This window comes from Nakamurella sp. GG22, from assembly GCF_052976845.2.
This window is the reverse complement of the sequence record NZ_JBRIIO020000034.1, coordinates 23,583-49,608: the sequence shown is the minus strand read 5'-3', so window position 1 is coordinate 49,608 and position 26,026 is coordinate 23,583. Positions and strand designations below refer to the sequence as shown.

The 26,026-nt window shown below is 68.4% G+C and carries 16 protein-coding genes; 12 read left to right on the top strand and 4 right to left on the bottom strand.

Translation table 11 applies throughout. From position 1 onward, the window contains the following. Positions 1 to 1,006: thiamine pyrophosphate-binding protein (locus ACVBEQ_RS24300; RefSeq protein WP_447155976.1), on the bottom strand; the 1,006-nt coding region annotated here is incomplete at its 3' end. A gap of 122 nt (positions 1,007 to 1,128) precedes the next feature. Continuing rightward, the gene (locus ACVBEQ_RS24295) at positions 1,129 to 1,881 is read right to left on the bottom strand and encodes an IclR family transcriptional regulator (RefSeq protein ID WP_447155975.1); all 753 of its coding nucleotides are present in this window, start codon (positions 1,879 to 1,881) and stop codon (positions 1,129 to 1,131) included. Between the two features lie 506 nt (positions 1,882 to 2,387). On the opposite strand from ACVBEQ_RS24295, the gene ACVBEQ_RS24290 reads away from it, so the two are divergent. Further along, entirely contained in the window at positions 2,388 to 3,374 is a 987-nt protein-coding gene (locus tag ACVBEQ_RS24290) for a hypothetical protein (RefSeq protein ID WP_447155974.1), read from the top strand. Positions 3,375 to 3,810: 436 nt separating this feature from the next. Here the strand turns inward: ACVBEQ_RS24290 and ACVBEQ_RS24285 are convergent, their stop codons facing one another. Next, a complete protein-coding gene (locus ACVBEQ_RS24285; RefSeq protein WP_447155979.1) occupies positions 3,811 to 7,731 on the bottom strand; it encodes a DNA-directed RNA polymerase subunit beta' in 3,921 nt (1,306 codons plus the stop codon). Between the two features lie 169 nt (positions 7,732 to 7,900). Further along, on the bottom strand, positions 7,901 to 11,350 hold the full coding sequence (gene rpoB / locus ACVBEQ_RS24280; protein WP_447155973.1) for a DNA-directed RNA polymerase subunit beta: 3,450 nt from the start codon (positions 11,348 to 11,350) through the stop codon (positions 7,901 to 7,903). Between the two features lie 645 nt (positions 11,351 to 11,995). On the opposite strand from rpoB, the gene ACVBEQ_RS24275 reads away from it, so the two are divergent. From ACVBEQ_RS24275 to ACVBEQ_RS24225, 11 genes are all read left to right on the top strand, one after another. Further along, on the top strand, positions 11,996 to 13,471 hold the full coding sequence (locus ACVBEQ_RS24275; protein ID WP_447155972.1) for an ATP-binding protein: 1,476 nt from the start codon (positions 11,996 to 11,998) through the stop codon (positions 13,469 to 13,471). A 329-nt stretch (positions 13,472 to 13,800) separates the two neighbouring features. Then, on the top strand, positions 13,801 to 14,922 hold the full coding sequence (locus ACVBEQ_RS24270) for a response regulator transcription factor (RefSeq protein ID WP_447155978.1): 1,122 nt from the start codon (positions 13,801 to 13,803) through the stop codon (positions 14,920 to 14,922). A gap of 108 nt (positions 14,923 to 15,030) precedes the next feature. Beyond that, positions 15,031 to 18,657, top strand: a complete 3,627-nt coding sequence (locus ACVBEQ_RS24265) for an eCIS core domain-containing protein (protein WP_447155971.1) — start codon at positions 15,031 to 15,033, stop codon at positions 18,655 to 18,657. A 115-nt stretch (positions 18,658 to 18,772) separates the two neighbouring features. Further along, the gene (locus ACVBEQ_RS24260; RefSeq protein WP_447155977.1) at positions 18,773 to 19,279 is read left to right on the top strand and encodes a septum formation family protein; all 507 of its coding nucleotides are present in this window, start codon (positions 18,773 to 18,775) and stop codon (positions 19,277 to 19,279) included. Between the two features lie 27 nt (positions 19,280 to 19,306). Further along, entirely contained in the window at positions 19,307 to 19,696 is a 390-nt protein-coding gene (locus ACVBEQ_RS24255) for a DUF4280 domain-containing protein (RefSeq protein ID WP_447155970.1), read from the top strand. 82 nt (positions 19,697 to 19,778) lie between these two features. After that, on the top strand, positions 19,779 to 21,344 hold the full coding sequence (locus tag ACVBEQ_RS24250; protein ID WP_447155969.1) for a phage tail sheath family protein: 1,566 nt from the start codon (positions 19,779 to 19,781) through the stop codon (positions 21,342 to 21,344). A 75-nt stretch (positions 21,345 to 21,419) separates the two neighbouring features. After that, positions 21,420 to 21,899 carry a phage tail protein gene (locus tag ACVBEQ_RS24245; protein WP_447155968.1) on the top strand — a complete coding sequence of 160 codons (480 nt, stop codon included), beginning with the start codon at positions 21,420 to 21,422 and terminating at the stop codon, positions 21,897 to 21,899. Continuing rightward, the gene (locus ACVBEQ_RS24240; RefSeq protein ID WP_447155967.1) at positions 21,896 to 22,363 is read left to right on the top strand and encodes a hypothetical protein; all 468 of its coding nucleotides are present in this window, start codon (positions 21,896 to 21,898) and stop codon (positions 22,361 to 22,363) included. The genes ACVBEQ_RS24245 and ACVBEQ_RS24240 overlap by 4 nt, the downstream gene beginning before the upstream one ends. A 6-nt stretch (positions 22,364 to 22,369) precedes the next feature. After that, on the top strand, positions 22,370 to 22,543 hold the full coding sequence (locus ACVBEQ_RS24235) for a DUF6760 family protein (RefSeq protein ID WP_447155966.1): 174 nt from the start codon (positions 22,370 to 22,372) through the stop codon (positions 22,541 to 22,543). After that, positions 22,530 to 23,018, top strand: coding sequence for a phage tail protein (locus ACVBEQ_RS24230; protein WP_447155965.1), 489 nt, complete (start codon positions 22,530 to 22,532; stop codon positions 23,016 to 23,018). Before ACVBEQ_RS24235 ends, ACVBEQ_RS24230 begins: the two co-directional genes overlap by 14 nt. Positions 23,019 to 23,829: 811 nt before the next feature. Continuing rightward, positions 23,830 to 24,513, top strand: coding sequence for a hypothetical protein (locus ACVBEQ_RS24225; protein ID WP_447155964.1), 684 nt, complete (start codon positions 23,830 to 23,832; stop codon positions 24,511 to 24,513). Positions 24,514 to 26,026 lie beyond the last annotated feature (1,513 nt).

The following is a 26,026-nucleotide window of genomic DNA, read 5'->3' as shown; positions in this document are numbered from 1 at the left end:
CGACGGCGATGTCGCCGCCGGCGCGCTGCCGGCCGCGCTGACCGGCGCCTGGCGCCGGGTGGGCGATGGCGGCGAGATCCGCTGGTCCTCCGTTGGCCTCGTCCGGGTCCTCGGTGATCACCACGATGCGGGTGCCGGGTTCGACGAGCGGACCCGGCTCGTGCGGGTACTGCCGGAAGACGGGTGCGCCGACCGCGAGGATCACGTCGTGCTCGGACAGCACCTTGCGCAACTGAGTACGGCCCGACGGCAGGTGGCCGGCGAAGAGCGGGTGGTCCTGCGGATAACCGGCCCTCGCGCCGAAGGCCTCCTGCCAGACCGGACAGTTCAGGCGTTCCGCGAGTGCCCGCAGAGCGGACCAGGACGCACGGTCATCGGTCCCCGCACCGACCACCAGCACCGGCGATCGGGCACCCGCCAGTTCGGCGGCCACCTCGTCGGCGATCTCCGTCCCCACAGCGACCGCGGTGACCGTTCGGCTCGGCGCTGCCACCGTGCCGAACTCGTCCGCGGGAGCGGCCCAGTCGTCCATCGGGACGATCACCAGCGCGGGGCCGCGCTGTCCGTTCGCCTCGTGCCAGGCCCGGGCCACTGCCCCGGGAACGTCCTGCGGCCGTGCGGGCTCGTTGACCCACACCGGGTAGTCCCCGGCGAGATCGTCGAGCGCATGGCCCGCCAAGAACGGCGTCAGGGCGAGGTGACGCCGGTCCTGCTGCCCGACGATGACCACCAACGGCGCCCGGTTGACCCGCGACGTCGCCAGCGCACCCACCGCGTTTCCCAGCCCGGCGGTGGTGTGCAGGATGACGACGGCCGGCTGCTCGTGCGCGATTGCCCAGCCCGTCGCCATCCCGACGACGGACCCCTCGTGCAGGGCCAGGATGAAATGATGGTCGTCGGGCAGATCAGTCAGTAGGGATATCTCGGTCGATCCCGGGTTCGAGAAGAACGTCGTACCACCGCGATCACGCAGCACGTCGAAGGTGGCGTCCCGGACTGTGCGCATGGGCGGAGTGTGGATCCGGCCCGCACAGCCGGTCTAGCGTTCCTATCGCTCACCGGAAAACATTGTGCGAGAACATCTTTGAATCGCACTGGCACAGAATGGCTGTTTCCACTGGGCAGAAGTCATGTGTCAGCGTACTTTTCATGGGAAGTCGATTCCGCGAGCGCGCGGGAGGCACCGAGGGCGGCCATCCGGACAGCAGGTATCAGGGGCGCCAACGACGGCGTGCTGCTCGGCACCACCACCGAGATACTCGCGATGACACGTTGTGCCGCATCATGTAGCGGCGCGGCGACAGATGCTGCGCCGTCGGTCATCTCGTTGCGCGACAGGCAATACCCATTCTTCCGGATGTCAGCCAACGCCTGCCTGAGCCGGTTCGGGTCGGTGATGGTTCCGCTCGCCTGCCGACGAAGTCCACTGCTGATCACCGCGTCGAGCAGCGCCGGCGGAGCGTGGGCCAGCAGGACCTTACCGGGACCAGTGGCGTACAGCGGCAGCCGTCGGCCGACCTGCGACTGCACCGCCACTCCCGGGCGGGCCTCGAGCTTCTCGATGTACAACGCGCGGTCGCCGTCGAGCACCACCAGATGAACCACTTCGTGGGTGACCTCGAAGAGGTCCTGCAGGAACGGCAGGGCCGCGTCACGCAATTGCCGACTCTGCGGCGCCTGCGCGCCGAGCTTCCACAGCTGCAGCCCGATCCGGTACCGGCCTCGCGCCGTCCGCTCGACCGCTCCCCGTTCGACCAACTCGGCGAGCAGTCGGTGGATCGTTGCCGGTGGCAACCCGGTCGCGCGCATGATCATGCCGTGCGTCTGCTCGGCGTGCCCGTTGGCGAACGAGCCGAGAATGGCGAATGCCCGGCTGAGCACGGTCCGCCCGTGCTGGTCCGCGCCGTGTGGTTGGTCGTTGTGGGCTGGCTGCTCGCGCGTGTGGTGGCTGGGCTGGGTGAGCTGCGCTGACGGAGGCGCTGTCCCCGCGACACTCCCCCTAGCCACTCGCATCACCCGTTCCTCGTCTGCGCTGTGCCCCGCACCGGTACCCGCTAGCAGTCACCGACAAACCAAGGCTCCGGTGCGTTGCCCGCCGAGGCCGACGCGCGCGCCGTGCAGCAAGCGCCGATGCTCCCGCCGGTCCGGTTCGGCGCCGAACGCGGAACCTCCAGTCGCGTCAAGCAGCCGCATCATCCGCAACATCCAGACTCCAGCCCCACCCGCCCCGGCCGGCGCCGAACGCGGAACCTCCAGTTGCGTAAAGCAGCCGGATCATCCGCAGTCATTTTGAGGGCGGTGATGGTCCACATCCCGCGAGATCCACTGAAGCGTGCAAGTTGTCCCCAGCCCCGTTCTGAGCCTGCCCGGGGCTGTCAGATGAGGGCATGCCCGTCGCCGCCGCTCTGCACCGCACACCGTGGTCCGCTGTCGCCGACGCGCAATCCGGGATCATCAGCAGGCGGCAGCTCGTCGGGCTAGGACTGACCCCGACGCAGGCGAAGGCGAACGTCGCCGCCGGCAGGTGGAGGCGGATGCTTCCCGGCGTCTACGCCACCTTCACCGGTCCCGTCGACACCATCGGCAGGACCTGGGCCGCCGTGCTGTACGCCGGCTCTGGGTCGGCAGTCGCCGGGCGCTCTGCCCTCTGGTTGTGGTCGCTGCTCGACGAACCGCCGGACCTGTTGACCATCGCCGTCCCGGAGACCCGGCGGGTTCGCGGTCAACCTGGCGTCAGGGTGGAACGCCGAGGAGGTCTCAACAATGCCGCCGCCCTCTCGTTGCGGCATCCGTCGGCGCTACCGCCTCGGCTCCGGCTGGAAGAGGCGTTGCTCGACGTCACGAGCGCCTCGACCGAGTCGGTGGCGCTCGATCTCCTGCTGCGGGCCACTCAACGCCGCCTGACGACGGCCGCACGGCTCCGCCGGAGCATCGAGCAGCGGAGCCGAATGCGCTGGCGGGGCGTGCTGATCGAGGCCCTGACCGATGTCGACGACGGTGTCGCGTCACCGTTGGAGGCGCGCTACCGGCATGACGTGGAGCGCCGTCATCGGCTGCCGGCCGGAGTGCGCAACCGCCCGGAGGTCCGGCCAGACGGAGGTCGCAGGTACCGGGACGTCCGGTACCGCGAGTGGCAGGTCATCGTCGAACTCGACGGGCGCGAGGCACACCCGGATGACGAAGCGTTCCGAGACCTGCGGCGCGACAACCACTCCGCCGCCGCAGGGGACATGACGCTGCGGTACGGCTGGCGGGACGTCGTCGGAGATTCGTGCGCCGTCGCAGCTCAAGTTGCCGTGGTACTGGCGCTCGGCGGTTGGACCGGCCGGCCACGCCCATGCTCCGCCGCGTGCGCCGCGAGGCAGGTCCCGTGAGGCGGCCTCGGTCCGCGGCCGTCAACGCGGGACATCCTGCAGCCATGCGCGACCCGAATGTCCGCGGTCACGGGCTCGACGAGCCGGAGCGCTCGAGCGGAACCGGTACAGCGGATGATCCGGTCGCCCTATCCGACCCGAGGACGCGCAACCAGGGGGCCCACGACCGCGGCACCCACCAGCACCAGCACCGCGGAATGTCCGGCCGCTCTATGCAACCGGAACGTCCGCGATCAGCGCCCGACCCACCCGCACCAGCGCCCGGCCCACCAGCACCCGCACCAGCGCCGGCCCCTCGCGGCACCAGCACCGGCACCAACACCAGCACCAGGAACGCCGAAAGGGCCGGCCCCCAACGGGAACCGGCCCTTCCGGCACTACCTCAGTGCACCAAACCGCAGCGCACCGTGACGCCGACAAGCTCAGACAACGAGCGTCAGCGGTAATCGCGACCCAGGTCGAAGTCGTCCAGCGGCACCGACGCACCGGCGGAGACCCCGAAGGAGTCGGCGCCGTAGTAGGTGTCGTCGAACGACGGCAGCGTGTAGGCCGCCGCGCGCGCCTCTTCGGTCGGCTGCACCGCGATGTCGCGGTACCGCGCGATGCCGGTCCCGGCGGGGATCAGCTTGCCGATGATGACGTTCTCCTTGAGACCGACGAGGCGATCGCTCTTGGCGTTGATCGCCGCGTCCGTCAGGACCCTCGTCGTCTCCTGGAAGGAGGCGGCGGAGAGCCAGGACTCGGTGGCGAGCGAGGCCTTGGTGATGCCCATCAGTGCGGGACGACCGGCGGCCGGCTCCCCACCCTCGGCGAGCACGCGGCGGTTGGACGCCTCGAACTCCTTGCGCTCGATCACGGCACCCGGCAGGAACTCGGTCGAGCCGGAGTCGATGATGGTCACCCTGCGGAGCATCTGCCGGATGATCACCTCGATGTGCTTGTCGTGGATGGACACGCCCTGCGAGCGGTACACGTTCTGCACCTCGCGCACCAGGTGCAGCTGCACCTGACGCGGACCCATCACGCGGAGCACCTCGTGCGGATCCGGGTTGCCCTCGAGCAACTGCTGCCCGACCTGGACGGTGTCGCCGTCGACCAGCAGACGCTCGGAACCGTCGACCGAGATCGTGGCGAGCCGTTGCGTCTTGGGCAGCTTGTCGTACACGATCTCCTCCGACCCGTCATCGGGCGTGATGGTGATCTTGACGAACTTGTCCGCGTCCTCGATCCGGATCCGTCCGACGGCGTCGGCGATCGGCGCCTTGCCCTTCGGGATCCGGGCCTCGAACAGCTCCTGCACACGGGGCAGACCCTGGGTGATATCCGAAGAACCCGAGGCCGCACCGGTGTGGAAGGTACGCATGGTCAGCTGCGTGCCGGGCTCGCCGATGGACTGCGCCGCGACGATGCCGACGGCCTCGCCCACATCCACCAGGTTGCCGGTGGCCAGCGAACGGCCGTAGCAGACCGCGCACGTGCCGATGGCCGCCTCACAGGTCAGCACGGACCGCACCTTCGCCGACGTGATTCCGGCGGCGATGGCCTCTGCGACGTGCTGCTCGCGCATGTCGGTGCCCCGCGGGACGATCACGGTGCCATCGGAGGCCACCAGATCGACCGCGAGAACCCGGCCCTGCACCGAGGTCTCGATGAACTCGTTGACGTGCAGGCTGCCGTCGGCGTACCGGTCGGCCATCGGCAGTTCGACGCCGCGCTCGGTTCCGCAATCGGACTCGCGCACGATGACGTCCTGCGACACGTCGACCAGACGACGGGTCAGGTACCCCGACTCCGCGGTCCGCAGTGCCGTGTCCGCCAGACCCTTACGGGCGGAGTGGGTGTTGATGAAGTACTCCAACACCGACAGGCCCTCACGGAAGGAGGAACGGATCGGCCGAGGGATCTGCTGGCCCTTGGAGTTGGCCACCACACCCTTCATGCCTGCGAGCGACCGGACCTGGATCCAGTTACCCGCGGCTCCGGCCGCCACCAGGGTGGAGACCGGGTTGTCCTTCGGGTAGGCCGCGGGCAGCACGTCCTCGATCTCCTTGGTGGCCGCCTCCCAGATCTTGACCAGATCGTCGTTGCGCTCGGCGTGCGACAGGTTGCCCCGCTGGTACGCCTTCTCCACCCGCTCCGCCTGCAGCTCGTGGCGGGCCAGGATCTCGTCCTTCTCCGGCGGGATGATCACGTCGCCGATGGCAACGGTCATGCCCGACCGGGTCGCCCAGTGGAAGCCGGCTTCCTTGAGCCGGTCCAGGGTCTGCGCGACGACGGACATCGGGTAGTGCTCGGCCAGGTCGTTGACGATCACGGCCTGCCGCTTCTTGGGCAGCTCGGCGTTCACGAACGGATACCCGGTGGGCAGCAGCTCGTTGAACAGCACCCGACCGAGGGTGGTGTCGGCGATCCACGGCGTTCCCGGCTCGTGGTCCTCCGGCAGGACGACCTCCGGGCCCGGGACGACGGAACCGGCGAGCCGGATCCTGATCGGCGCGCGGAGATCGATCATGCCCTGATCGAGCGCCATGATGCCCTCGGCGGCCGAGGAGAACACCGATCCGGCGCCCTTCCCGTCCTCCTTGAGTCCGGTCAGGTAGTACAGACCGGTCACCAGGTCCAGGGACGGCATGGCCAGCGGCCGGCCGGAGCCCGGGGACAGGATGTTGTTCGAGGACAGCATCAGCACGCGTGCCTCGGCCTGAGCCTCGGCGGACAGCGGAACGTGCACCGCCATCTGGTCACCGTCGAAGTCGGCGTTGAACGCGGCGCAGACCAGCGGGTGCAGCTGGATGGCCTTGCCTTCCACCAGCTGCGGCTCGAAGGCCTGGATGCCCAGGCGGTGCAGGGTCGGTGCGCGGTTGAGCAACACCGGGTGCGCGGAGATGACCTCTTCGAGGACGTCCCACACCTGCGACCGCTGGCGCTCCACCATCCGCTTGGCGGACTTGATGTTCTGCGCGTGGTTCAGGTCGACCAGCCGCTTCATGACAAACGGCTTGAACAGCTCGAGCGCCATCAGCTTGGGCAGGCCGCACTGGTGCAGCTTGAGCTGCGGGCCGACGACGATGACCGAACGGCCGGAGTAGTCGACGCGCTTGCCGAGCAGGTTCTGGCGGAACCGGCCCTGCTTGCCCTTGAGCAGATCGGACAGCGACTTGAGCGGGCGGTTGCCCGGTCCGGTGACCGGACGGCCGCGGCGGCCGTTGTCGAACAGTGCGTCGACGGCCTCCTGCAGCATCCGCTTCTCGTTGTTGACGATGATCTCGGGCGCGCCGAGGTCGATCAGTCGCTTCAACCGGTTGTTCCGGTTGATCACCCGGCGGTACAGGTCGTTGAGGTCGGAGGTCGCGAAGCGGCCGCCATCCAGCTGCACCATCGGCCGCAGCTCCGGCGGGATCACCGGGACGCAGTCGAGCACCATGCCCAGCGGCGAGTTCGTCGTCTGCTGGAACGCGGCGACGACCTTGAGCCGCTTGATCGCGCGGATCTTGCGCTGGCCCTTGCCGTTCTTGATGGTGTCGCGCAGGATCTCGGTCTCCGCGTCGATGTCGAAGTCCGAGATGATCTGCTTGAGCGCCTCGGCACCCATGCCGCCGTGGAAGTAGTCGCCGAAGCGGTCCTCCAGCTCGCGGTACAGGACCTCGTCGATGATCAGGTCGCGGACCTTGAGCTTGCGGAAGGTGTCGAGCACCTCGTCGAGGCGGTCGATCTGCCGCTGCGCGCGGTCGCGGATCTGCCGCTGCTCGCGCTCGCCGCCCTCGCGCACCTTGCGGCGCACGTCGGACTTGGCACCCTCGGCCTCGAGCTCGGCCAGATCGGCCTCGAGCTTCTTGGCCCGGGCGTCGATGTCGGCGTCGCGGGCGTTCTCCAGGTTCTTGCGCTCGACCGACATCTCGGCCTCGATGGTCGGCAGGTCGTTGTGGCGAGCCGTGTCGTCGACCGAGGTGATCAGGTAGGCCGCGAAGTAGATGATCTTCTCGAGATCCTTCGGGGCAAGGTCGAGCAGGTACCCCAGGCGTGACGGGACGCCCTTGAAGTACCAGATATGGGTGACCGGCGCGGCCAGCTCGATGTGGCCCATCCGCTCACGACGCACCTTGGCGCGGGTGACCTCGACGCCGCAGCGCTCGCAGATGATGCCCTTGAAGCGGACACGCTTGTACTTGCCGCAGGCGCACTCCCAGTCACGGGTCGGGCCGAAGATCTTCTCGCAGAAGAGCCCGTCCTTTTCCGGCTTGAGGGTGCGGTAGTTGATGGTTTCCGGCTTCTTGACCTCGCCGTGGGACCACGCACGGATGTCGTCCGCGGTGGCGAGACCGATACGCAACTCGTCGAAGAAGTTGACGTCGAGCACTGGTGGCACGTCCCTGTCTGTGTCAGTAATGCGGGCGATCCCGTTGTGATGTCGCAGTGCGCTGTCATCTTCGGGACCAGGGGTGGAAGAGGGAACCGGCGGCGGGGCGGGACTCGCGGGAGGTGAGTCCCGCCCCGTCGCCGGAGGCTTCCGAGTTAAGTCACATACATCAGTTCACGAGGTCGTCGACCGAGGCCGACTCATTGCGCGACAGGTTGATTCCGAGGTTCGCCGCGGCACGCTCGAGATCGTCATCGTCGGAATCACGCATCTCGATGGCCACGCCGTCGCTGGAGAGCACCTCGACGTTCAGGCAGAGCGCCTGGAGCTCCTTGAGCAACACCTTGAAGGATTCCGGGATTCCGGGCTCCGGGATGTTCTCGCCCTTGACGATGGCCTCGTAGACCTTCACGCGGCCCACGATGTCGTCGGACTTGATCGTCAGGAGCTCCTGCAAGGTGTACGCAGCCCCGTAGGCCTGCATCGCCCAGCACTCCATCTCACCGAACCGCTGACCACCGAACTGCGCCTTACCACCGAGCGGCTGCTGGGTGATCATCGAGTACGGGCCGGTCGAGCGGGCGTGGATCTTGTCGTCGACCAGGTGAAGCAGCTTGATGATGTACATGTAGCCGACCGCGACCGGGTACGGGAACGGCTCCCCGGTACGGCCGTCGAACAGGGTGGCCTTGCCGTCGGTCTGGACCAGCCGGTCGCCGTCCCTGGTCGGGGTCGTCGAGCCGAGCAGGCCCATGATCTCCGCCTCCGAGGCACCGGAGAACACCGGTGTCGCGGTCTTGGTGAACGGCTCGCCGGTGCGCGCGGCCTCGCCCAGGTTCTTCGCCCAGTCGGGGTCGCCGTTGATCGTCCAGCCCTGCGCGGCGACCCACCCGAGGTGGGTCTCCAGGATCTGGCCGATGTTCATCCGGCGGGGCACACCGTGCGGGTTGAGCACGATGTCGACCGGGGTGCCGTCGGGCAGGAAGGGCATGTCCTCGGCCGGAAGGATCTTGCCGATGACGCCCTTGTTGCCGTGCCGGCCGGCGAGCTTGTCGCCGTCCTGGATCTTCCGCTTCTGGGCCACGTACACGCGGACCAGCTCGTTGACGCCCGGGGGCAGCTCGGCACCGTCATCCTCGCGGTTGAACACGCGGATACCGATCACCTTGCCGGTCTCGCCGTGCGGCACCTTCAGGGAGGTGTCGCGGACCTCGCGGGCCTTCTCGCCGAAGATCGCGCGCAGCAGCCGCTCCTCCGGGGTCAGCTCGGTCTCGCCCTTGGGCGTGACCTTCCCGACCAGGATGTCGCCGTCCTGCACCTCGGCGCCGATGCGGATGATGCCGCGCTCGTCGAGGTCGGCCAGCACGTCCTCGGAGACGTTCGGGATGTCCCGGGTGATCTCCTCAGGGCCGAGCTTGGTGTCGCGGGCATCGATCTCGTGCTCCTCGATGTGGATCGAGGTCAGCACGTCGTCCTGGACGATGCGCTGCGAGAGGATGATCGCGTCCTCGTAGTTGTGGCCCTCCCACGGCATGAAGGCGACGAGAAGGTTCTTCCCGAGCGCCATCTCGCCGCCGTCGGTGCACGGACCGTCCGCGATGACCTGGCCCCCTTCGACCCGCATGCCCTCGTCGACGATGGGCTTCTGGTTGAAGCTGGTGCCCTGGTTCGACCGGCGGAACTTGTTCAGCCGGTAGGTGCGGTGGCTGCCGTCGTCGTTCATGACGGAGACGTAGTCGGCGGTCGCCTCTTCGACGACACCCGACTTCTCCGCGAGAACCACGTCGCCGGCGTCCTTGGCCGCACGGGCCTCCATGCCGGTGCCGACCAGCGGCGCCTCGCTGCGCAGGAGCGGGACGGACTGGCGCTGCATGTTGGCGCCCATCAGCGCACGGTTGGCCTCGTCGTGCTCCAGGAACGGGATCATCGCGGTGGCGACCGACACGGTCTGCCGCGGGGACACGTCCATGTACTCGACCTCGTCCGGCGGGACCTGGTCGACCTCACCGGAACCCTTGCGGCGCACCAGCACCCGGGCCTCGGTGAACCGGCCGTCGCCGTCCAGCTTGGCGCTGGCCTGGGCGATGATGAAGCGGTCCTCCTCGTCCGCGGTGAGGTACTGGACGTCGTCGGTGGCAACGCCGTCGATGACCTTGCGGTACGGGGTCTCGATGAAGCCGAACGGGTTGACCCTGGCGAAGGTCGCCAGCGAACCGATCAGGCCGATGTTGGGGCCTTCCGGGGTCTCGATCGGGCACATCCGGCCGTAGTGGGACGGGTGCACGTCGCGGACCTCGAGCGAGGCGCGGTCACGGGACAGACCGCCCGGCCCGAGCGCCGAGAGCCGGCGCTTGTGGGTCAGCCCGGCGAGCGGGTTGGTCTGATCCATGAACTGCGAGAGCTGGCTGGTGCCGAAGAACTCCTTGATGGAGGCGACGACAGGCCGGATGTTGATCAGCGTCTGCGGCGTGATGGCCTCGACGTCCTGGGTCGTCATCCGCTCGCGGACGACGCGCTCCATGCGGGACAGGCCGACCCTGATCTGATTCTGGATCAGCTCGCCCACGGTGCGCAGCCGGCGGTTGCCGAAGTGGTCGATGTCGTCGGTCTCGACGGGGCGGACCTCGCCCATGCTGTTCGTCCACTCCTCGTCACCCTGGTGCAGGCGCAGCAGGTATTCGACGGTGGCGAGCAGGTCGTCCTCGGTCAGCGTGCCGACGCTGGTCGGCTTGTTGACGCCCAACTTCTTGTTGACCTTGTAGCGGCCCACCTTGGCCAGGTCGTAGCGCTTGTCCTTGAAGAACAGGTTGTCCAGCAGGGCCTGCGCGCTCTCCTTGGTCGGCGGCTCGCCCGGGCGCAGCTTGCGGTAGATGTCCAGCAGCGCCTCGTCCTGACCACCGATGTGGTCCTTCTCGAGGGTCGCCAGCAGGACCGGTGACCAGGAGAAGTGCTCCCGGATCCGGTCGGCATCCCAGCCCAGCGCCTTCAGCAGCACGGTGACGGGCTGGCGGCGCTTGCGGTCGATGCGCACGCCGATGGTGTCGCGCTTGTCGATGTCGAACTCGAGCCACGCACCACGGGACGGGATGACCTTGACGGAGAAGACGTCCTTGCCGGCGGTCTTGTCCAGGTTGCGGTCGAAGTAGACGCCGGGCGACCGGACGAGCTGCGAGACGACGACGCGCTCGGTGCCGTTGATGATGAACGTGCCCTTGCTCGTCATCATCGGGAAGTCACCCATAAAGACGGTCTGCGATTTGATCTCGCCGGTCTCGCCGTTCATGAACTCGGCGGTGACGAACAGCGGTGCCGAGTAGGTCATGTCCTTGTCGCGGCACTCCTCCTCGTTCGCCTTGACCTCGTCGAAACGCGGGTCGGAGAAGGACAGCGACAGGTTGCCGGAGAAATCCTCGATCGGGGAGATCTCGTCAAGGATCTCGTCAAGGCCGCTGGGGGTCGGCTCGTCCTGCCGGGCGCGCCATGCGGGCCCACCGACAAGCCAATCGAAAGAATCTGTCTGCAGAGCGAGGAGGTTCGGAACTTCTAGCGGTTCGCGGAGCTTTGCGAACGAGACTCGCGAAGCTCCGGAGGTGGACCGGGGCGTGCTGGTGACTGCCAAGATGCGTCCTTCCGAGGACTGACACTGATCGGACACTGCTGATCCCCTGCCGATCGCCGAGCGGTGGGGGCTACTGCTGGTGGCTCCTGGGCTCCATGAGGTGACGTGAGTGGCGGGCTGTCATGTCTGGCCGACCCGCGTGTCGGCCCAGGTCAGCAGTGGTTCCGCGAGTGAACGCGGAGGCTCCTGAACCGGGGCAGCACAAAGAGGGCAGCGCAAACATGCAGCTTAGCATCAGAGGGCGTGTCTGTCCAGGCAGACCCTCCGAGCCGAACCGTCGGCGGCGAGGAGCGCGGGAAACCCGCGCCACACCATCAAGCCGCGGACAGTTGGTCCGATGCGACGCAGCCCTGCATATGACCGACGTCGTCGTCATAGCGTGGCCCCCCGATCGGTATCCGTCAAGCACCCGATCAGTTCGAGTGCCACCCGCACCCGGCCGTGACCGTCATCGGCGATCGGATTGCGGGGGCACCGTCCGCCCGCCGGGACCGGCGATCAGCCATACCGAGCGCTGCAGGTGACGCGCCGCCCCCGCGCGCGGGAACCGCTCGTCCCCGACGAGACAAAACCGTGACAGCGGGTAGCGGATCGTGCGTGTAGCGTCACGACGACATCGGGTCACAGATCGGGCATTTCGAACGGATGACAGATCCCCTCTCAGTTGCCGTCCCGCGTGACGGCGCGCTGACGCATGGGCTGCCCGCGCCACGGACCCGGCTGTTCGGCCGCGATGCGGAGGTCGAGGAGATCTGCCGGCTGCTCGATCAGGGTGCGCCCGTGACGATCACCGGGCCGGGCGGTATCGGAAAAACCAGAGTCGCCATCGAGGTCTCCCGACGTCAACAACGCCGTGTCGTCTTCGTCCAACTCGACGACGTCGACCGAACGGCGGTCGCGTCGGCGATCATCCGTGCCTGTACGTCCGGCACCCCCGGGCTGCCGGCCGGATTGCCGCCCACCGCCACCTTCACCCTTCCGCCGAACGGCGCCGCGCACTTCGCCGTCCCCGCCGGCACAGCGTGGACCGGAACAGCGTTGACCGGAACAGCGTTGGCCGGAACAGCGGTGGGTGGAGCTTCGCCGGCGGCATCGTCGGGTCGATGGACCGATCAGGCTGCGGATCTGCCGAGCCGGCCCACCGTGCTCGTCCTGGACACCTTCGAACACGTGACCGCAGCGGCGGGCCTGGTCGCCGACCTGCTCGCGGCCCTGCCCACGCTCCTGATCCTGGTGACGAGCAGGTGCCGGCTCGGGCTGCGTGACGAGCAGGTGGTGCCGCTCGACGGACTCGGCGTCGCTGCCGACGGTCCCGCAGCCGCGCTGTTCCGGGATCGCGCACGCCGGGCCGGTTCACACCGCGGTCCTCCATCGTCGGTCGACGACGCCGCGGTATTGGAGATATGCGACCTGCTCGGCGGGGTCCCGCTGGCGATCGAACTGGCCGCGGCGAGGACCGCGCTGATGCCGCCGGCCGCCCTGCTCGCCCAGTTGCGGCGGACGGACAACCGACGTGTGCTCGGCCTCCTGGCGCGCGGGGCCATCGATCTCCCTTCCCGGCAGGTGAGTATGCGAGCGACGATGTCGTGGAGTTACCAGTTGCTCGACGGAGCCCAGCAGACCCTCTTCCGGCGGCTCGGGGTCTTTCCCGGGACGTTCGATCTGGAGACCGCCGAGCAGGTCTGTACCGGGGTCAGCGCGGACGACGGCTGGATCGAACCGGACGCCGTACTGAACGGCATCGCGGCTCTCGTCGACCTGCACCTGGTCGAACCGGCCGCGCCGATCGCCGCCTGCAACGCCGACAGGCCCGGTTCACGCTGCCTGATGCATCGCGGGCGTTCGCGGCAGAACTGCTCGAGATGTCTGGCGAGACAACCGATGTCGAAGAGCGCCTGCAGCTGTGGTGCCTGCAGTTCGGCCGCCGCGCCGGTGACGGCCTCGCGTCGACGGACGAGGTCAGCTGGCTCGATCGCGTCGCGGAGGAACTACCGGCGCTCCGCCGGACCCTCGCCGGCCTGGCCGCAGCGGACGACAGCGCCCGCGGCCTCCCGCTCGCCGTCGCCCTCGGCATCTTCTGGGCGGTCCGCGGTCCGGTCACCGAAGGACTCCGATGGTTGAACACGTTCCTGGAGATCGACCGGGACTCGCAGCAACTGCCGGCCCAGCTCCATGCGATCGGCGCCGGTTGGGCGGGCCGGCTCGCGCTGGCGGCGGGTGCGCCGCGGGACGTCGACTCGGTGCGGACGAGCAGGTCGACGGTGCTGGCCTATCCGCACACACCACAGCTCTGGTTGGCCGCGAGCGATCCACTGACCCGGGCCCTCGTGGCGGCCGACGAACGCGCCGAGGCTCTCGCGATCATCGACGAAGCGATCCGCGTCGCCCGGACGATCGACGACGCATTCTGGCTCAGCGAGTACCTCTATCGGCGGGCAAAGCTGGAGTGGATGACCGGCGACCACCGGTGGGCGCTCACGCACGCCCAGGAGGCGTTGGCCGTCGCGAGCACCTGCGGTCACCTGCGCGTCGGAGCGCGCTCGCAGGTGCTGGTCGCCGCGTGTCTGCTCGCCGGCCGGGCTCCGACCGAGGCGCGGGCGGCGGTGCTGCCCGCGCTGCGATCGTTGCGGGACGCCGGTGACCAGCGCGGCGGGGTGATCGCGATGTCGGTGCTGGCCGTCGTGGAAATGGACTCCGGCTCCGTGCGGGCCGCCGCGGCCGTGGTGCGTGACGCGATCAACCAGGCACGGCAGATCGGCTTCGACGGGGCGGAGTTCCACTGCTGCCTGATCACCGCGATGCTGGCCTGCCGGACGGGGAGATACGCCGAGGCCATCGAGCTGGACGACGCTCTCGCGCGCCCCGACGGCGTGCCGCCGGGGCGGCTACCGCCCGCGCTCGTCATGGCCTACGCGGAGGCAGTCGCCGGTGCGCACGCAGCGACGGGGGCGTGCCCCGCGGCACCGACCGACGGGCGCGGATGGGGCTGGCTGCGGGCCCGGTCCTTGGAACTCGTCACCCGGATCGCCGCGACACCGGTCACCGAAGGGATCGGGCCCGTTACGTGCGGGCCGACCGACGCAATGCCGCTGGAGTCCGGCGCCACGGCCGTCGTCACGTCGTTGGATCCAGTTTCGATAGATGCAGTTTCGATAGATCTTTCGATTGGCAAGGCCTCGATCGACACAGGCTCGTTCAATCCGGTCTCGTCGAATCCGGCGTCGATCGATGCGGCCCCGATCAATGCGGCCCCGATCAATGCGGCCCCAATCAATGCGGCGCGGATCCCCGCGGCCGGGACCGATGCGGCCCCGACCGAGACGGAACGGCGTGGCCCCGGCGTCCTCGGGCGCCGGGTTGCCGGGTTGCAGCTGACCGCGCGGGAACTGCAGATCCTTGCGGCCATTGCCAGTGGCCGCACCAACGCGCAGATCGCCGGCGATCTGTTCCTCTCCGCCAAGACCGTGATGCATCACAGCACCAGCATCTATCGCAAGCTCGGGGTCGGTGGCCGCGCCGAGGCCGTTGCACTGGCATACCGCACCGGCCTGCTCCGGAGCCCCCCGACTTAATAAATCGTGCGGCCGGGCGCCGACCACCTGGCCGCCCGGACGGGGAGTCGTTGATGCACGGCATGTTTCACGGAGGCTTCGGCTCCACCATCCATCGGGGGATTGAGAATGGTTCGAACACAACATGTTCGACAAACGGGTCCGATCGCAGCACCCGAAACGGCGTCCCCGGCGGAACCCGGTGTCGTCGCCACCGGCCCCGACCGGGTGCTGCCGGTCGGCGGCCTGCTGTTCGGCGAGGTGCGGCGACTGGCGGTCTCGGACGATCCCCTCGGCGGGACCACCGTTCCCGACACCGTGGCCGACCGCCTCGCACGACCGCCCGCAGGTTCCGCCCTACCGGCGGACATCCAAAGGAGTTTCGGTGCAGAATTCGGCGCCGATCTGACCGATGTCCGGGTGCACGCTGATTCCGAGGCGCATGACCTGGCCCGGTCCGTGGCGGCGACAGCCTTCACCGTCGGATCGGACATCTACTTCACCCGGGGGAGCTATTCGACGGCCTCGGAATCCGGTCGGCATCTGCTCGCACACGAACTGACCCACGTCGTGCAGAACCGGGATCCGGTTGCTTCGTCCGGCCCGTCCGCACCCATCATCGGTCGCGCGGACGACCCGGCCGAGCGTCAGGCGGACCGGATCGCCGGCACTGTGCTGACGGCGCTGCGCCGACGGGCGTCGAACGACATCACCGAAGCAACAGCGCTTGTCGATGAAGGCGTCAGCGAACCGGCAGCGAAGATCCGTACCCTGCAGCGACGTCACGCAGCTCGCGAGGCGGTCCCGACCGGGGCGGTCGTCCGACGGATGAGCGTGGGTGCCGCCACCCAGGCGAAGGTCGACAACGCTCTTGTGTGGGTCCGTGACAAGGACGGTCGGTGGGTGCCGGGGCGCATTCGGGAACTGGCGCCAACCGGTCAAGCCGTCGTGGAACTGGCCGACGCCGGCACCATCGTCGTCGCAGTCACGGACATCAACGACGCCCCACCGCCGGACATGGGACTCGACGATGGCAGCCCCCGGCCACTGGCCCTCCGACCTGAAACAGGCGCGCTCACCGCGCCCACCTCTCTGGCCGACGCCTCGCCTCAGGTTCGGGAGTTGTTCGAGCGATTGAGCGCACTGTCGCAGGAGCAGCAACGGGCGGAAATCCGCAGGATGCTGCTCGCCTCTCACTCGGACAAAGGCGGTCCTGGTGACACGGCGACTTTCATGGCAGTCCAGATGGTGCGTGACCTGCTGCGAAACCCGCAACAGCAGGGACCTGTGCAACCGGCGCCGCAGTTGATGCTCACCGACGTCAATGATCCGGGTGCCGCCATGCCCGAGCTCGGGCTGCCGCCCCTGCGACTCCGGCTGCCGCCGCCGGACACCTCGCCGCCACCGGCGGACCTCGGACGTGAGCTGCCCGGCCAACCGTTCACGGCGCCAGAGATAGCCGTCCTGAGCAAGCTGCCGCAGGTCGCGACTCCCGCCGACCTGGCGAGGCTCGCACAGACGGGACGGCCCGCGGCGTTGCTGGCGGCCGTCGCCGGACTCCGCACCGTCACAACCATCGATGGCGTCGTCACGGTTGCCGCAATCAATCGGCCATTTCGCGAGCTCGCACGCTTGGTCGAACTGGCCGCCGTCATCGATGTGAGCGACCTGATCGCACTTGCGGCGAGCCCCTATCCGTGCGCCCGCCTGCTGCTGTTCGGAAAGCTGCCACAAGTTCACAGCCGACTGGAGCTGCTGCAGTTGGCTGCCTCGGTTCTTCCCGACGCTGCTGTCGTCTCGCTCGCCGGCATCGCCCAGGCGGCTGACCTCACCGGCCTCGGCCGGCTGACGGCCCTGGTCGGCGGCGGTCGTTCGGTGGACGACATCGTCGCGATCGGTCAGCTCCCGCATATCGCGACGGTTGTTCAGATCTCGACGCTGGCCGCGCTGTCCCGACCGATGGCCGACCTGGCACAGCTGGCCGCCTTGCCGCTGGTCGTCGACGGCACGGGCCTGCTGCTGCTGGCCGGGTCGGCGTTCGCGACGTCCCGGCTCACCACCCTCGCCGCCCTCGGGCAGGTGCACGACCCGGATGACCTGGTGGACATCGCAGGGTGGGCCGAAGCGGACGCGGACATCGTCGCGCTCGCCGGCATCGCCCAGGCAGCCGACCTGACCGACCTCGGCCGGCTGACGGCGCTGGTCGGGGGCGGTCGTTCCGTCGCCGACATCGTCGCCATCGGTCTGCTGCCGACAGTCGCAACCGTCGCTGACATCTCGGCCTTGGCCGGGCTCGCCCGTTCCGTGCCCGACCTCACGCTGCTGGCGCAGCTGCCACTGATCACCTCCTGCGCAGAGTTGGCGCTGCTGGCCGGCTCGGCCGTCCCGACCGGGGCACTGATCACCCTGGCCGGGCTCGCCCAGGCGACGTCCCTAGCAGACCTGCAACTCCTCGTCGGCGCGGTCGGCGCCAGCCACACAGCCGCGGACGTCGTCACCGTGGCCGGCATCGGCAGTGCCACCTTCGCCGTCCCGACGGCGACTCAGGTTGCTGCCCTCTGCGCCCTGCCGAAGTCGGCCGCGCAGATCGTCCAGCTCTCCACGGTTGCCGGCGTCACCGGTACAACGCACCTGATCGCCCTTGCGAACCGGACGGACACCAAGGAGAAGGTCGACGCCGAGTGGTCCGTGATCGATAACCGCTGGTACAACCGGCAGGCCAACTGGGGCGCCCGATGGCCGTTGACCGCGTTGTTCGGTGCCCTCGACACGCAGTGGACGTCGCTGGCACCGGTGATGCGCGCACTGCCCAGCGGAAGGCACGTCGCCGCTGATCCGGCTGATCTGCAGACCTATGCAATGACCTCCGCGCAGATGATCAACACGTTGGACGCCATCGACGCGCTGGTCCCAGCCCTTGACGAAGGCGCCACCGCGCTGGCCTCCGCCGACGCCCGACTGGCCGCCCTGGCGACGCTGCTCACCGAGATCAACACCCAATTCATCCCGTTCTATCCGACCCCGTCGCCGGCTCGGACCACGGTGAACAACCAAGCTCTGGCGTTGGCCGCCGCGCAGAATGCTCTCGCACTGGAAAGGGGCCAACTGATCGCCGAACGCGGATACTTCGCAACGATCGGCGCGCTCACCGCGGGCGACGCCGCGCAGGCCGTCATCGATCAGCACAACCACACGACCGCGCTGGCCGCTGTCCCGACCCTGGCCGCCATCAACGCCCCGTTGGTCGCGCTTCGCACGGCCGGGTATCAGGAACGGCTCACCTACCGGAATCTCAACCTCAGCCGGGCACAAGTCACCGATGCCTTCTGGCAATCGCTCCTGCAACCCCAGAAGGCGCTGTGGAATACGAAACTCGCAGGGTGCACGGTCACCGCATGGGGTCATCAGGGCCATCCGGGGCCTGCCAGCCGCGCCAGGCAGAATGGTTACGCAGGTGCCAACATCATGATTCCCGTCATCCAGGGATTTCCCTGCCGGGTTTCCGGGGAAGTCGTGCACGACTGGATTTTCGAGACGATTCCGAATCATGGTCACCGCGCTACCAAGATCCTCCAGATGGTGACCCTGGCCTTGGCCGGCCAGGGATTTAACGCGGGACCGAACTTCCCGGTGACCGCGACCTCGGCGCCGCAGGGCGGCGGCAGGACGTTATACAGCTGGACCAACACCCAGGTCAGGATCATCATCGCGGCGGGCGCCCCTCCCACGCTGATCACGTATTTCAATCCATACTGAGCTCCCGGCAACAGAAATAGGGCGATCGCCCGATGCCCGTGCCGTGGCCCTGCTGGTGTTCTGATCGAGAACGGCGGCCGGCAGGTCGGCGGGCTTCCGGCGGCTCTTGGGGGTGGTGGCGTTGGCGTTCGAGCCCTCGCGAACCGCCCGGGTGCTCGGGGGCGCCACCATGGTCCTGGCCCTGAGCGGCTGCAGCTGGGTCTCGGGGATGTTCGCCGACGAAGGTCCGCCGCAGGAGGAGATCTCGGTGTTCGACATCTCGGTCGGCCAGTGCTTCACCGCGCAGACCGAGGTGCAGGCGGAACTGTCGTCCCTCACCGCGGTCCCGTGCGACACCCCGCACCGTCAGGAGTCGTACGCCCTCATCGACTACCAACCACCCGCCGGTGTGGAGGGCGACGCATTTCCCGGGGCCACCACCCTCGCTGATTACGCGGATGCCCAGTGCGCGCAGAGCTTCCAGAGTTACGTCGGGATCAGCTATCTGGATTCGAAGCTGTTTTTCACCTACCTGCTGCCCTCCGCCCGCGGCTGGGAGCAGTCGAAGGACCGGGCGGTCATCTGTTTCGTCACCACGACCGGCGCGGACCTGACGTCTTCGGCGCAGGAGTCACGGGTATGAACACGCTCGGACCGGTACCGGTGCGCCGTGGGTAAGCCCTGCGTCGTGGCCGGCGCGTCCATCATGTGCACCTTCGGTCTTGCACCGTCGGCGCTGATGGTGGCGGCGCCGCGACCGATCGTCGAGGGACGCCCGGTCGCCACCATCGCCGATATCGCGCCCGGGGTGAACATCCCGCCGTTCGGCATGTGCCAGTCGCTCGCCAACCCGACCGTCGCCGCGGCCACCGCCGCCGCGCTCGGCGTACTCACCCCCATGCCGTGCGTCCCCGTCATCCCGGCGCCGTGGATTCCGATGGCGCCGCAGACCACAGCGGGCGGGATCCCCGTGCTGGTCGCGGGTTCCACGTGCGTGTGCGCGTTCGGCGGCTCCATCTCACTGACCATGCCGGGCGCTGTCCGCACGACGGCGGCCTGACGTGGGCGAGCACGAACCGACCGAACCGGACTTGACCTGACCAGTTCTACCCCGCCAGCTCGACCCGATGACAGGAGTGGGAATGCCGACTTACGCCGCACCAGGTGTCTACGTCGAAGAAGTGGCGTCAACGCAGAAGGTGCTGTCCGCGGCACCGACCGCGGTGGCGGCGTTCGTCGGCTTCACCGAACGCTTTCCCACGGACGACCCCGCGGACCCGCAGGGCCTCGCCCCCCGGCTCGTCACCAGCTGGTCGCAGTTCGAGAGCCAGTTCGGCAGCTTCACACCCGGTGCGGTGCTTCCGCTCTCGGTGTATGGCTACTTCGCCAACGGCGGTTCGCTCGCGTACATCGTGAGGGTTCCGAACACCGCGCCGTCCGGCGAACCGTCACGGCGCGAACTCCCCGCCGCCGACCGCGCGCTCGGGCTGCCGATCGCCGTCGAGAGCATCGAGCCCGACGACGACATCACCGTCCAGGTGAGCACCGGGGAAACCGAGGAGGACGGCCCGAGCCCGTTCTCGATCGACGTGCTGTCGGGTCCCTCGGTGGTCGAGTCGTTCCACGACCTGACCCTCTCGCCGGGCAAGCGCAACGTCGCCACGGTGATCAACGAGACCTCGACGAAGATCAAGGTGACCGTGCTGCTGGACGCGGACGCCGACCTGTCGGCGCAGATCGAGGTACTCAAGCCGGGCATCTATTCGCTCGAGAAGGCCACTCCCACCGCCGTTCCCGTCACCGGCCGCAAGTTCGCCGGCTCCGAGAGCACTCGGCAGGGCATCGGCGGCCTCGCCGTCGCCGACGACGTCACGATGGTCGTCGTGCCGGACCTGGTGACCGCGGCAACCAAGCCGGACGGCACGCTGGACCTCGGGCTGTGGAAGGCCGTGCAGACCTCGTTGATCAGTCATTGTGAGCAGAACGGCAACCGGATGGCGGTACTCGACGCGCCGCCCGGAATGACCCCTCAGCAGATCCGCGACTGGCGCAGCGAGACGGCCATGTACGACTCGGCGTACGCGGCGCTGTACTACCCGTGGATCAAGGTCGAGAACCCCATCGGCGTCAACGGTGACGCCGAAGTGCTGATCCCGCCGAGCGGCCACATCGCCGGCGTCTGGGCACGCACCGACGAGACCAGGGGTGTCTGGAAGGCACCGGCGAACGACACCATCCGGGGCTGCCTGGATGTCGGCTACGGCGTCACCCAGAACGAGCAGGCGGTGCTCAACCCGATCGGCATCAACTGCATCCGGCCGTTCGGCACCAGGGGCATCAGGATCTGGGGCGCGCGAACCCTGTCGAGTGATTCGGACTGGCGTTACATCAACGTCCGCCGGCTGTTCAACATGGTCGAGACGACCATTGCGCAGGGCACCCAATGGGCTGTCTTCGAGCCGAACGACGTCTCACTCTGGGAGGGAATCAAGCGGACCCTCAACGCATTCCTCCGCGGATTGTGGAGTGCAGGAGCACTTTTCGGCCAGTCGGTGGACCAGGCGTTCTACGTCAAGTGTGACGCCGAGACAAACCCGCCCGAATCCATCGCCCAGGGACTGCTGATCGTCGAGGTGGGTATCGCACCGGTGAAACCTGCCGAATTCGTTGTCTTCCGTATTGCCCAGCACAAGCAGATCGCGAACTGACCTCGGCCTTGAGCGACTACTCGTCGAACATCGCAGCATCGTCGAACATCGCATCATCGTCGAACGGAGCACAGCATGCCCAATGATCTGATCAGCACCGACCCGATCGTCAGCCAGAACTTCTTCCTGGAGATCGACGGTTCAGTTGTGTCCATCCTGTCCAGCGTCAGCGGACTGGACATCGAGATGGAGGTCGTCAGCACCGAACAGGCCGGCGCCAATGGCAAGGTGCAGGTGGTCAAGACCCTCGGCAAATCCAACAAGGCACCCGACATCTCCATGGTGCGGATGGCGCCACCGGACATGGCCCAGGACAAGCTGTGGGGTTGGTTCAACGACATCCGCGACAAGGGCATGAAGCTCTCGGACCGGACGAGCAACCGCAAGAGCGGTTCCATCGTGATGTACGACTCGTCGAACGCCGAGATCGCCCGGTTCAACTTCACGAACGGATGGCCGAGCAAGATCGCCACCGATCAACTGTCCGTCGAGTCCAACGACCCGGTGAAGGAGACGATCACCCTGACGATCGAGTCCCTGGCAAGGGTGAAGTGAAACTCACGACGCAGTACGAGTTCACCCTCCCCCGCGGGTATGTCGACCGGGAGGGTGAGCTGCACCGCAACGGCCTGATGCGACTCGCGACGGCGCGCGACGAGCTCGAACCGCTGCGGGATCCGACGGTGACCGGGCCGGAGGATCCGCGTTTGACGGTGCTCATCCTGGCTCGCGTCGTGCAGAAGTTGGGCAGCCTGGATCTCGTCACCCCGCACGAAATCGAAGGCCTTTTCGCCGCGGATCTGGCCTTTCTGCAGGACTTCTACGGCGTCATCAATTTCGGCAATCAGCAGGAGTACGAGGAACTGCTGGCGGCGCAGGTGCAATCGGCACCCTTGATCGGTGTGCAGCCTTCGGCACCGCGACCGGTGGTGGCCGACACTCCAGCGGCCGTTGCGGAGAGTCCGGCCCCGCGCCCACCACGCGCGCGGGTCGAGGAAATCCCCCGCGTGCCGGTCTGATCCGCAATGTTGCGCTATCCGATCGACGTGCTGTGGCAGGAGGTCGCTTATCTGGCGTACCACCTGCACTGGTCGATGGACGATCTGCTCGACCTCGAGCACATGGATCGGGTGCGGATGGTGCGCGCCGTGGCAGGACTGAACGAGCGAGCGTGGGAGGTCGTGCGTGAGTTCGCCTGAATCCGCTCGGTTCCTCGGTGGAGAACCGACGATCAGTTCCCGGTTCGTGTTCGAGGTCGACGGTGTCGAGATCGGGATCTTCCAGTCGGTCACCGGCCTACAGGTCACCTCCCGCACGGAGAATGTGCTGGAGGGTGGCCAGAACGGCTTCACCTATCGGCTTCCGGGGCGATTGGAGTGGCCGAACATCACCTTCGCCCGCGGCCTGACCGACGCCGACGCGTTGTTCGAATGGATGAACAAGGTGTCCGGTGAGGGATTCGCCGCCGCCGGCAACAAGTTGGAGCGCTCGACCGGCGCGATCACGGCGCTGTCCGACAACGGAACCCGACTGCGGGCGTGGTCCTTGGAGGGCGTCTTCCCGGTGCGCTGGACCGGCCCGGACTTCAGCGTCGGCAGGCATGACCCCTTGAGCGAGGAGCTGGAGATTGCCCATCACGGCTTCCGGAGTTCTGCGCCGAGTGGGCCACGGTAGTGAACGCGACGGGCGTTTCCCCGTTGGGGAGTTCGGTGGCCGCCAGGTGGAGCGCACCCGGTCCGCGGCTTCGACCCAGACCAGCCCCGCTCGGCAGCGTCGCAATGGCGGCAGCCCGCTTCACCGCGGGCCTGGGAAGCGCCCCGCGGGTACGCCGCCAGCTGGCGGGACCGGCCAGGGTCAGAAACCCCTCCGTGGCCGCCAATGTCGCTCCCCCTCGCTGGTGGATCCCCGCGTCAACATCACCTGATGGTTGGGGTGCAGCGGCCGCGCCCCTGATGAACGGCGCCTATCAGGACAGCGCAGATCACGCCAGGGGCGGCGCAGATCGCGCCAGGGGCGGCCGGTTGCTGCGGCGTGCCGCCGCCCCGATACCCACCCTGGACGGTCACCGTCCCGGCGCATCCGGCGCAGCGATGACCGGAAAACCGCTGCAGGTGCGGCGGGTACCCGAGGTGTCGTTCTCCGGAAGCATGAAAGGGGCTGCCAGCAAACTGGTTGCGCCCAGGAGCGGCCACTCCGGCTCGGCCGGGCCGGCGTCGGCGAGCACAATACCGAGGGCGGCTGGTCCACCGGGGCCGACCCCGGGGGGCGGCGGCTCGTACCGGTCGGCGGCCGGCGCTGTCCCCCCGTCAGGTTCGCGACGTCCCGACGTCTCCGCCGCCCGCAGTCAGCCCTCCGGGCGGCAGAGCCCTGGGCCGACAGCGGTTTCGACCCCGTCGATCGCCGTCGCGCGGGCGCAGCCGGCAACGGTTTCCACCCCGTCGATGACCGTCGCACGGGCGACCCGGGCCTCCCCCGCTGCGCGCTCGTGGTCTTCATCGACGCGGTCGATTTCTACGCCATCGCCGACCGCACCGTCCCCGGCTCGGTCATCTGCCCGGTCGACGGTGTCGTCGAAGGTATCGCCGCCTGCCGCGTCGAGGGTGTCGTGGCCTGCGGCAGTGAGGGGGTCGTCGTCCGCCGCGTCCGCGGTGTCGTCGCCAGCCGCGTCGAGGGGGTCGCCTTCCGCCGCGTCTGCGGCGGCCGCGAGACCGGCGGTCAGGAGTCGCTGGGCCGGCGTGGGTCCCGATCCTCAACCGGCGTCCGGGGCGACTCCTGGACTGTCGTCTCCGCGGTCCGCCCCGGACCACGTGGTGCTCCCGTCAACCGGGCGTGCTGCGCCGTCGACGGGAAGAACAGTGCCCAGCAACACTTCCGGCGGCGCGAGCGTCGTCCGGCGGGCCTGGGCGCGGCCGTCCCCCACTCACGCACTGGCAGCAACCTCCGCCGCACCTCCGCCAAGCGCAGCCTCTTCAGCGGCGGCTTGGTCACCGGCAGCCTCGTCAGGCGCCGCACCATCAGCGGCCGCTCCGTCCCCCACCGCTTCCGCTGCGGCACTGCCCGCGTCCGCTCCACAGTCGCCCACTGCCTGGGTACAGCGGTCCGCCGTCGAGGCGTCGAATGTCCCCGCAGCGATGAGCGCATCGGCAGCACAGCCCGCCACAAGTGGTGATGGCACATCGCTTTCGCTTGCCAGCGGTGTCACGCAAAGCTCCCGTGTGGTGCCGTGGAACTCGCCTAGCCAGTACGGAAGTGCTGTTGCCGGCGCACTGCACGAGGCAGGACAGCGGCTGGAACACGAACTCGGGCCCGCAAGCGGGTGGGACCCCGTCAGTGATAGCGGGCCGATTCGGCGGCTGCCGCTCGGCCTGGGCGTCGAGCGTCGCGGATTGGCCCGAGCCATCGACGCGTTGCCCGGACCCGGAGCCAGGAATCCGGCGCCGCACCGGGTGATGAATCGTTGGGCTGATCTGCGCGCGTCATCCGCTGCGCCGCAGGCGATACAGGCCCGTGGTGCTGCCCACCTCCCCGTCGCACCGGGTATCGCCCCGGCGGTATCCGCTGTCGCCGGCCCAGTGTCCGCAGTTGCAGGCGCAGTATCAGCAGTTGCCGGCGCGATGTCCGGTGTTGCCGGCGCGACACCCGCGAGGTCGACGGCCACTGCGGCGACCGCAGGGACGGCGACGACAGCGGCGACGACGACGACGACGACGACGACGACGAGTGAGGCAGCCGCAGTCCGCCGGCAAGTCAGGGAGCTGACTTCAGCTGCAGCACTGCCGGTCTCGTCGGATACCCCCGACATGCCAGCGCGCGACCTACTGAACACCGGCACGTCGACGCATCCTCCGTCCACGACCACGCCGAACAGCACAGCAATGGTGTCGAGAGGCCCGGGCAGCCCGTACGGCACGGCATCCTCAACGGCAGAAGGCGCAGGCGCAGGCGCAGGCAACGTCTCGAACGGCATCACCATTCGGCGCGAGCAGTCTGCGTCGACACAGCCGCGCGCCGCGACGTCGGAGAACGATCCGTCCGGCGCCACAACCGCCGGAACTCCAGCAGCAGGCCAGGGATCGCTGCCGGTCAGACGGTCACTCGCGTCACGTTTCCCGACCGGAACGACATTCCCGGGCACCGACCTGCCGCTCGCTTTCTCCTCCATTTCCCGAGTGAGCGGCCCGCAGGACGTCACGCCAATGCGGTCGGCCGCGTCGGCGGTGGTCGGATGGCGCGGACCGGTGGTGCTTCGCGCAATGACATCGGCCGCCCGGGAAAACCTGCGTAGTGACGAGCGTGCGGCCACCACACGGTCAGCCACCACACCGTCCGCCACCACACGGCCGGCCACCACACCGTGGGCCATCGGCCGTTCCGCAGCGTCCGTCACCCGCACGTCGCCGTCGATCGAACAACGGTCGTCGACTGGAGAGCACGCGAGCCGGTTGACGGCCGCCTGGTCCACGCCGTCGGCGGGGACCGCCCTGTCATCCGGCGGGGCGTCGGGGACGCCCTATCTGCGGTCCGGAGGTAGGCCGGCGGCACCGCATCTGCGACCGGGCCAGGTGGCCGGTGCGCTTCGCCGGAGCCCCGCCACGGCAATGGTTCACTCCGGGAGCTCGGCCTCGGTCGCCCCTCACGTCGCGCCCCGGGCCGCCGTTTCCTCACCACGGAGTTCACCGAGT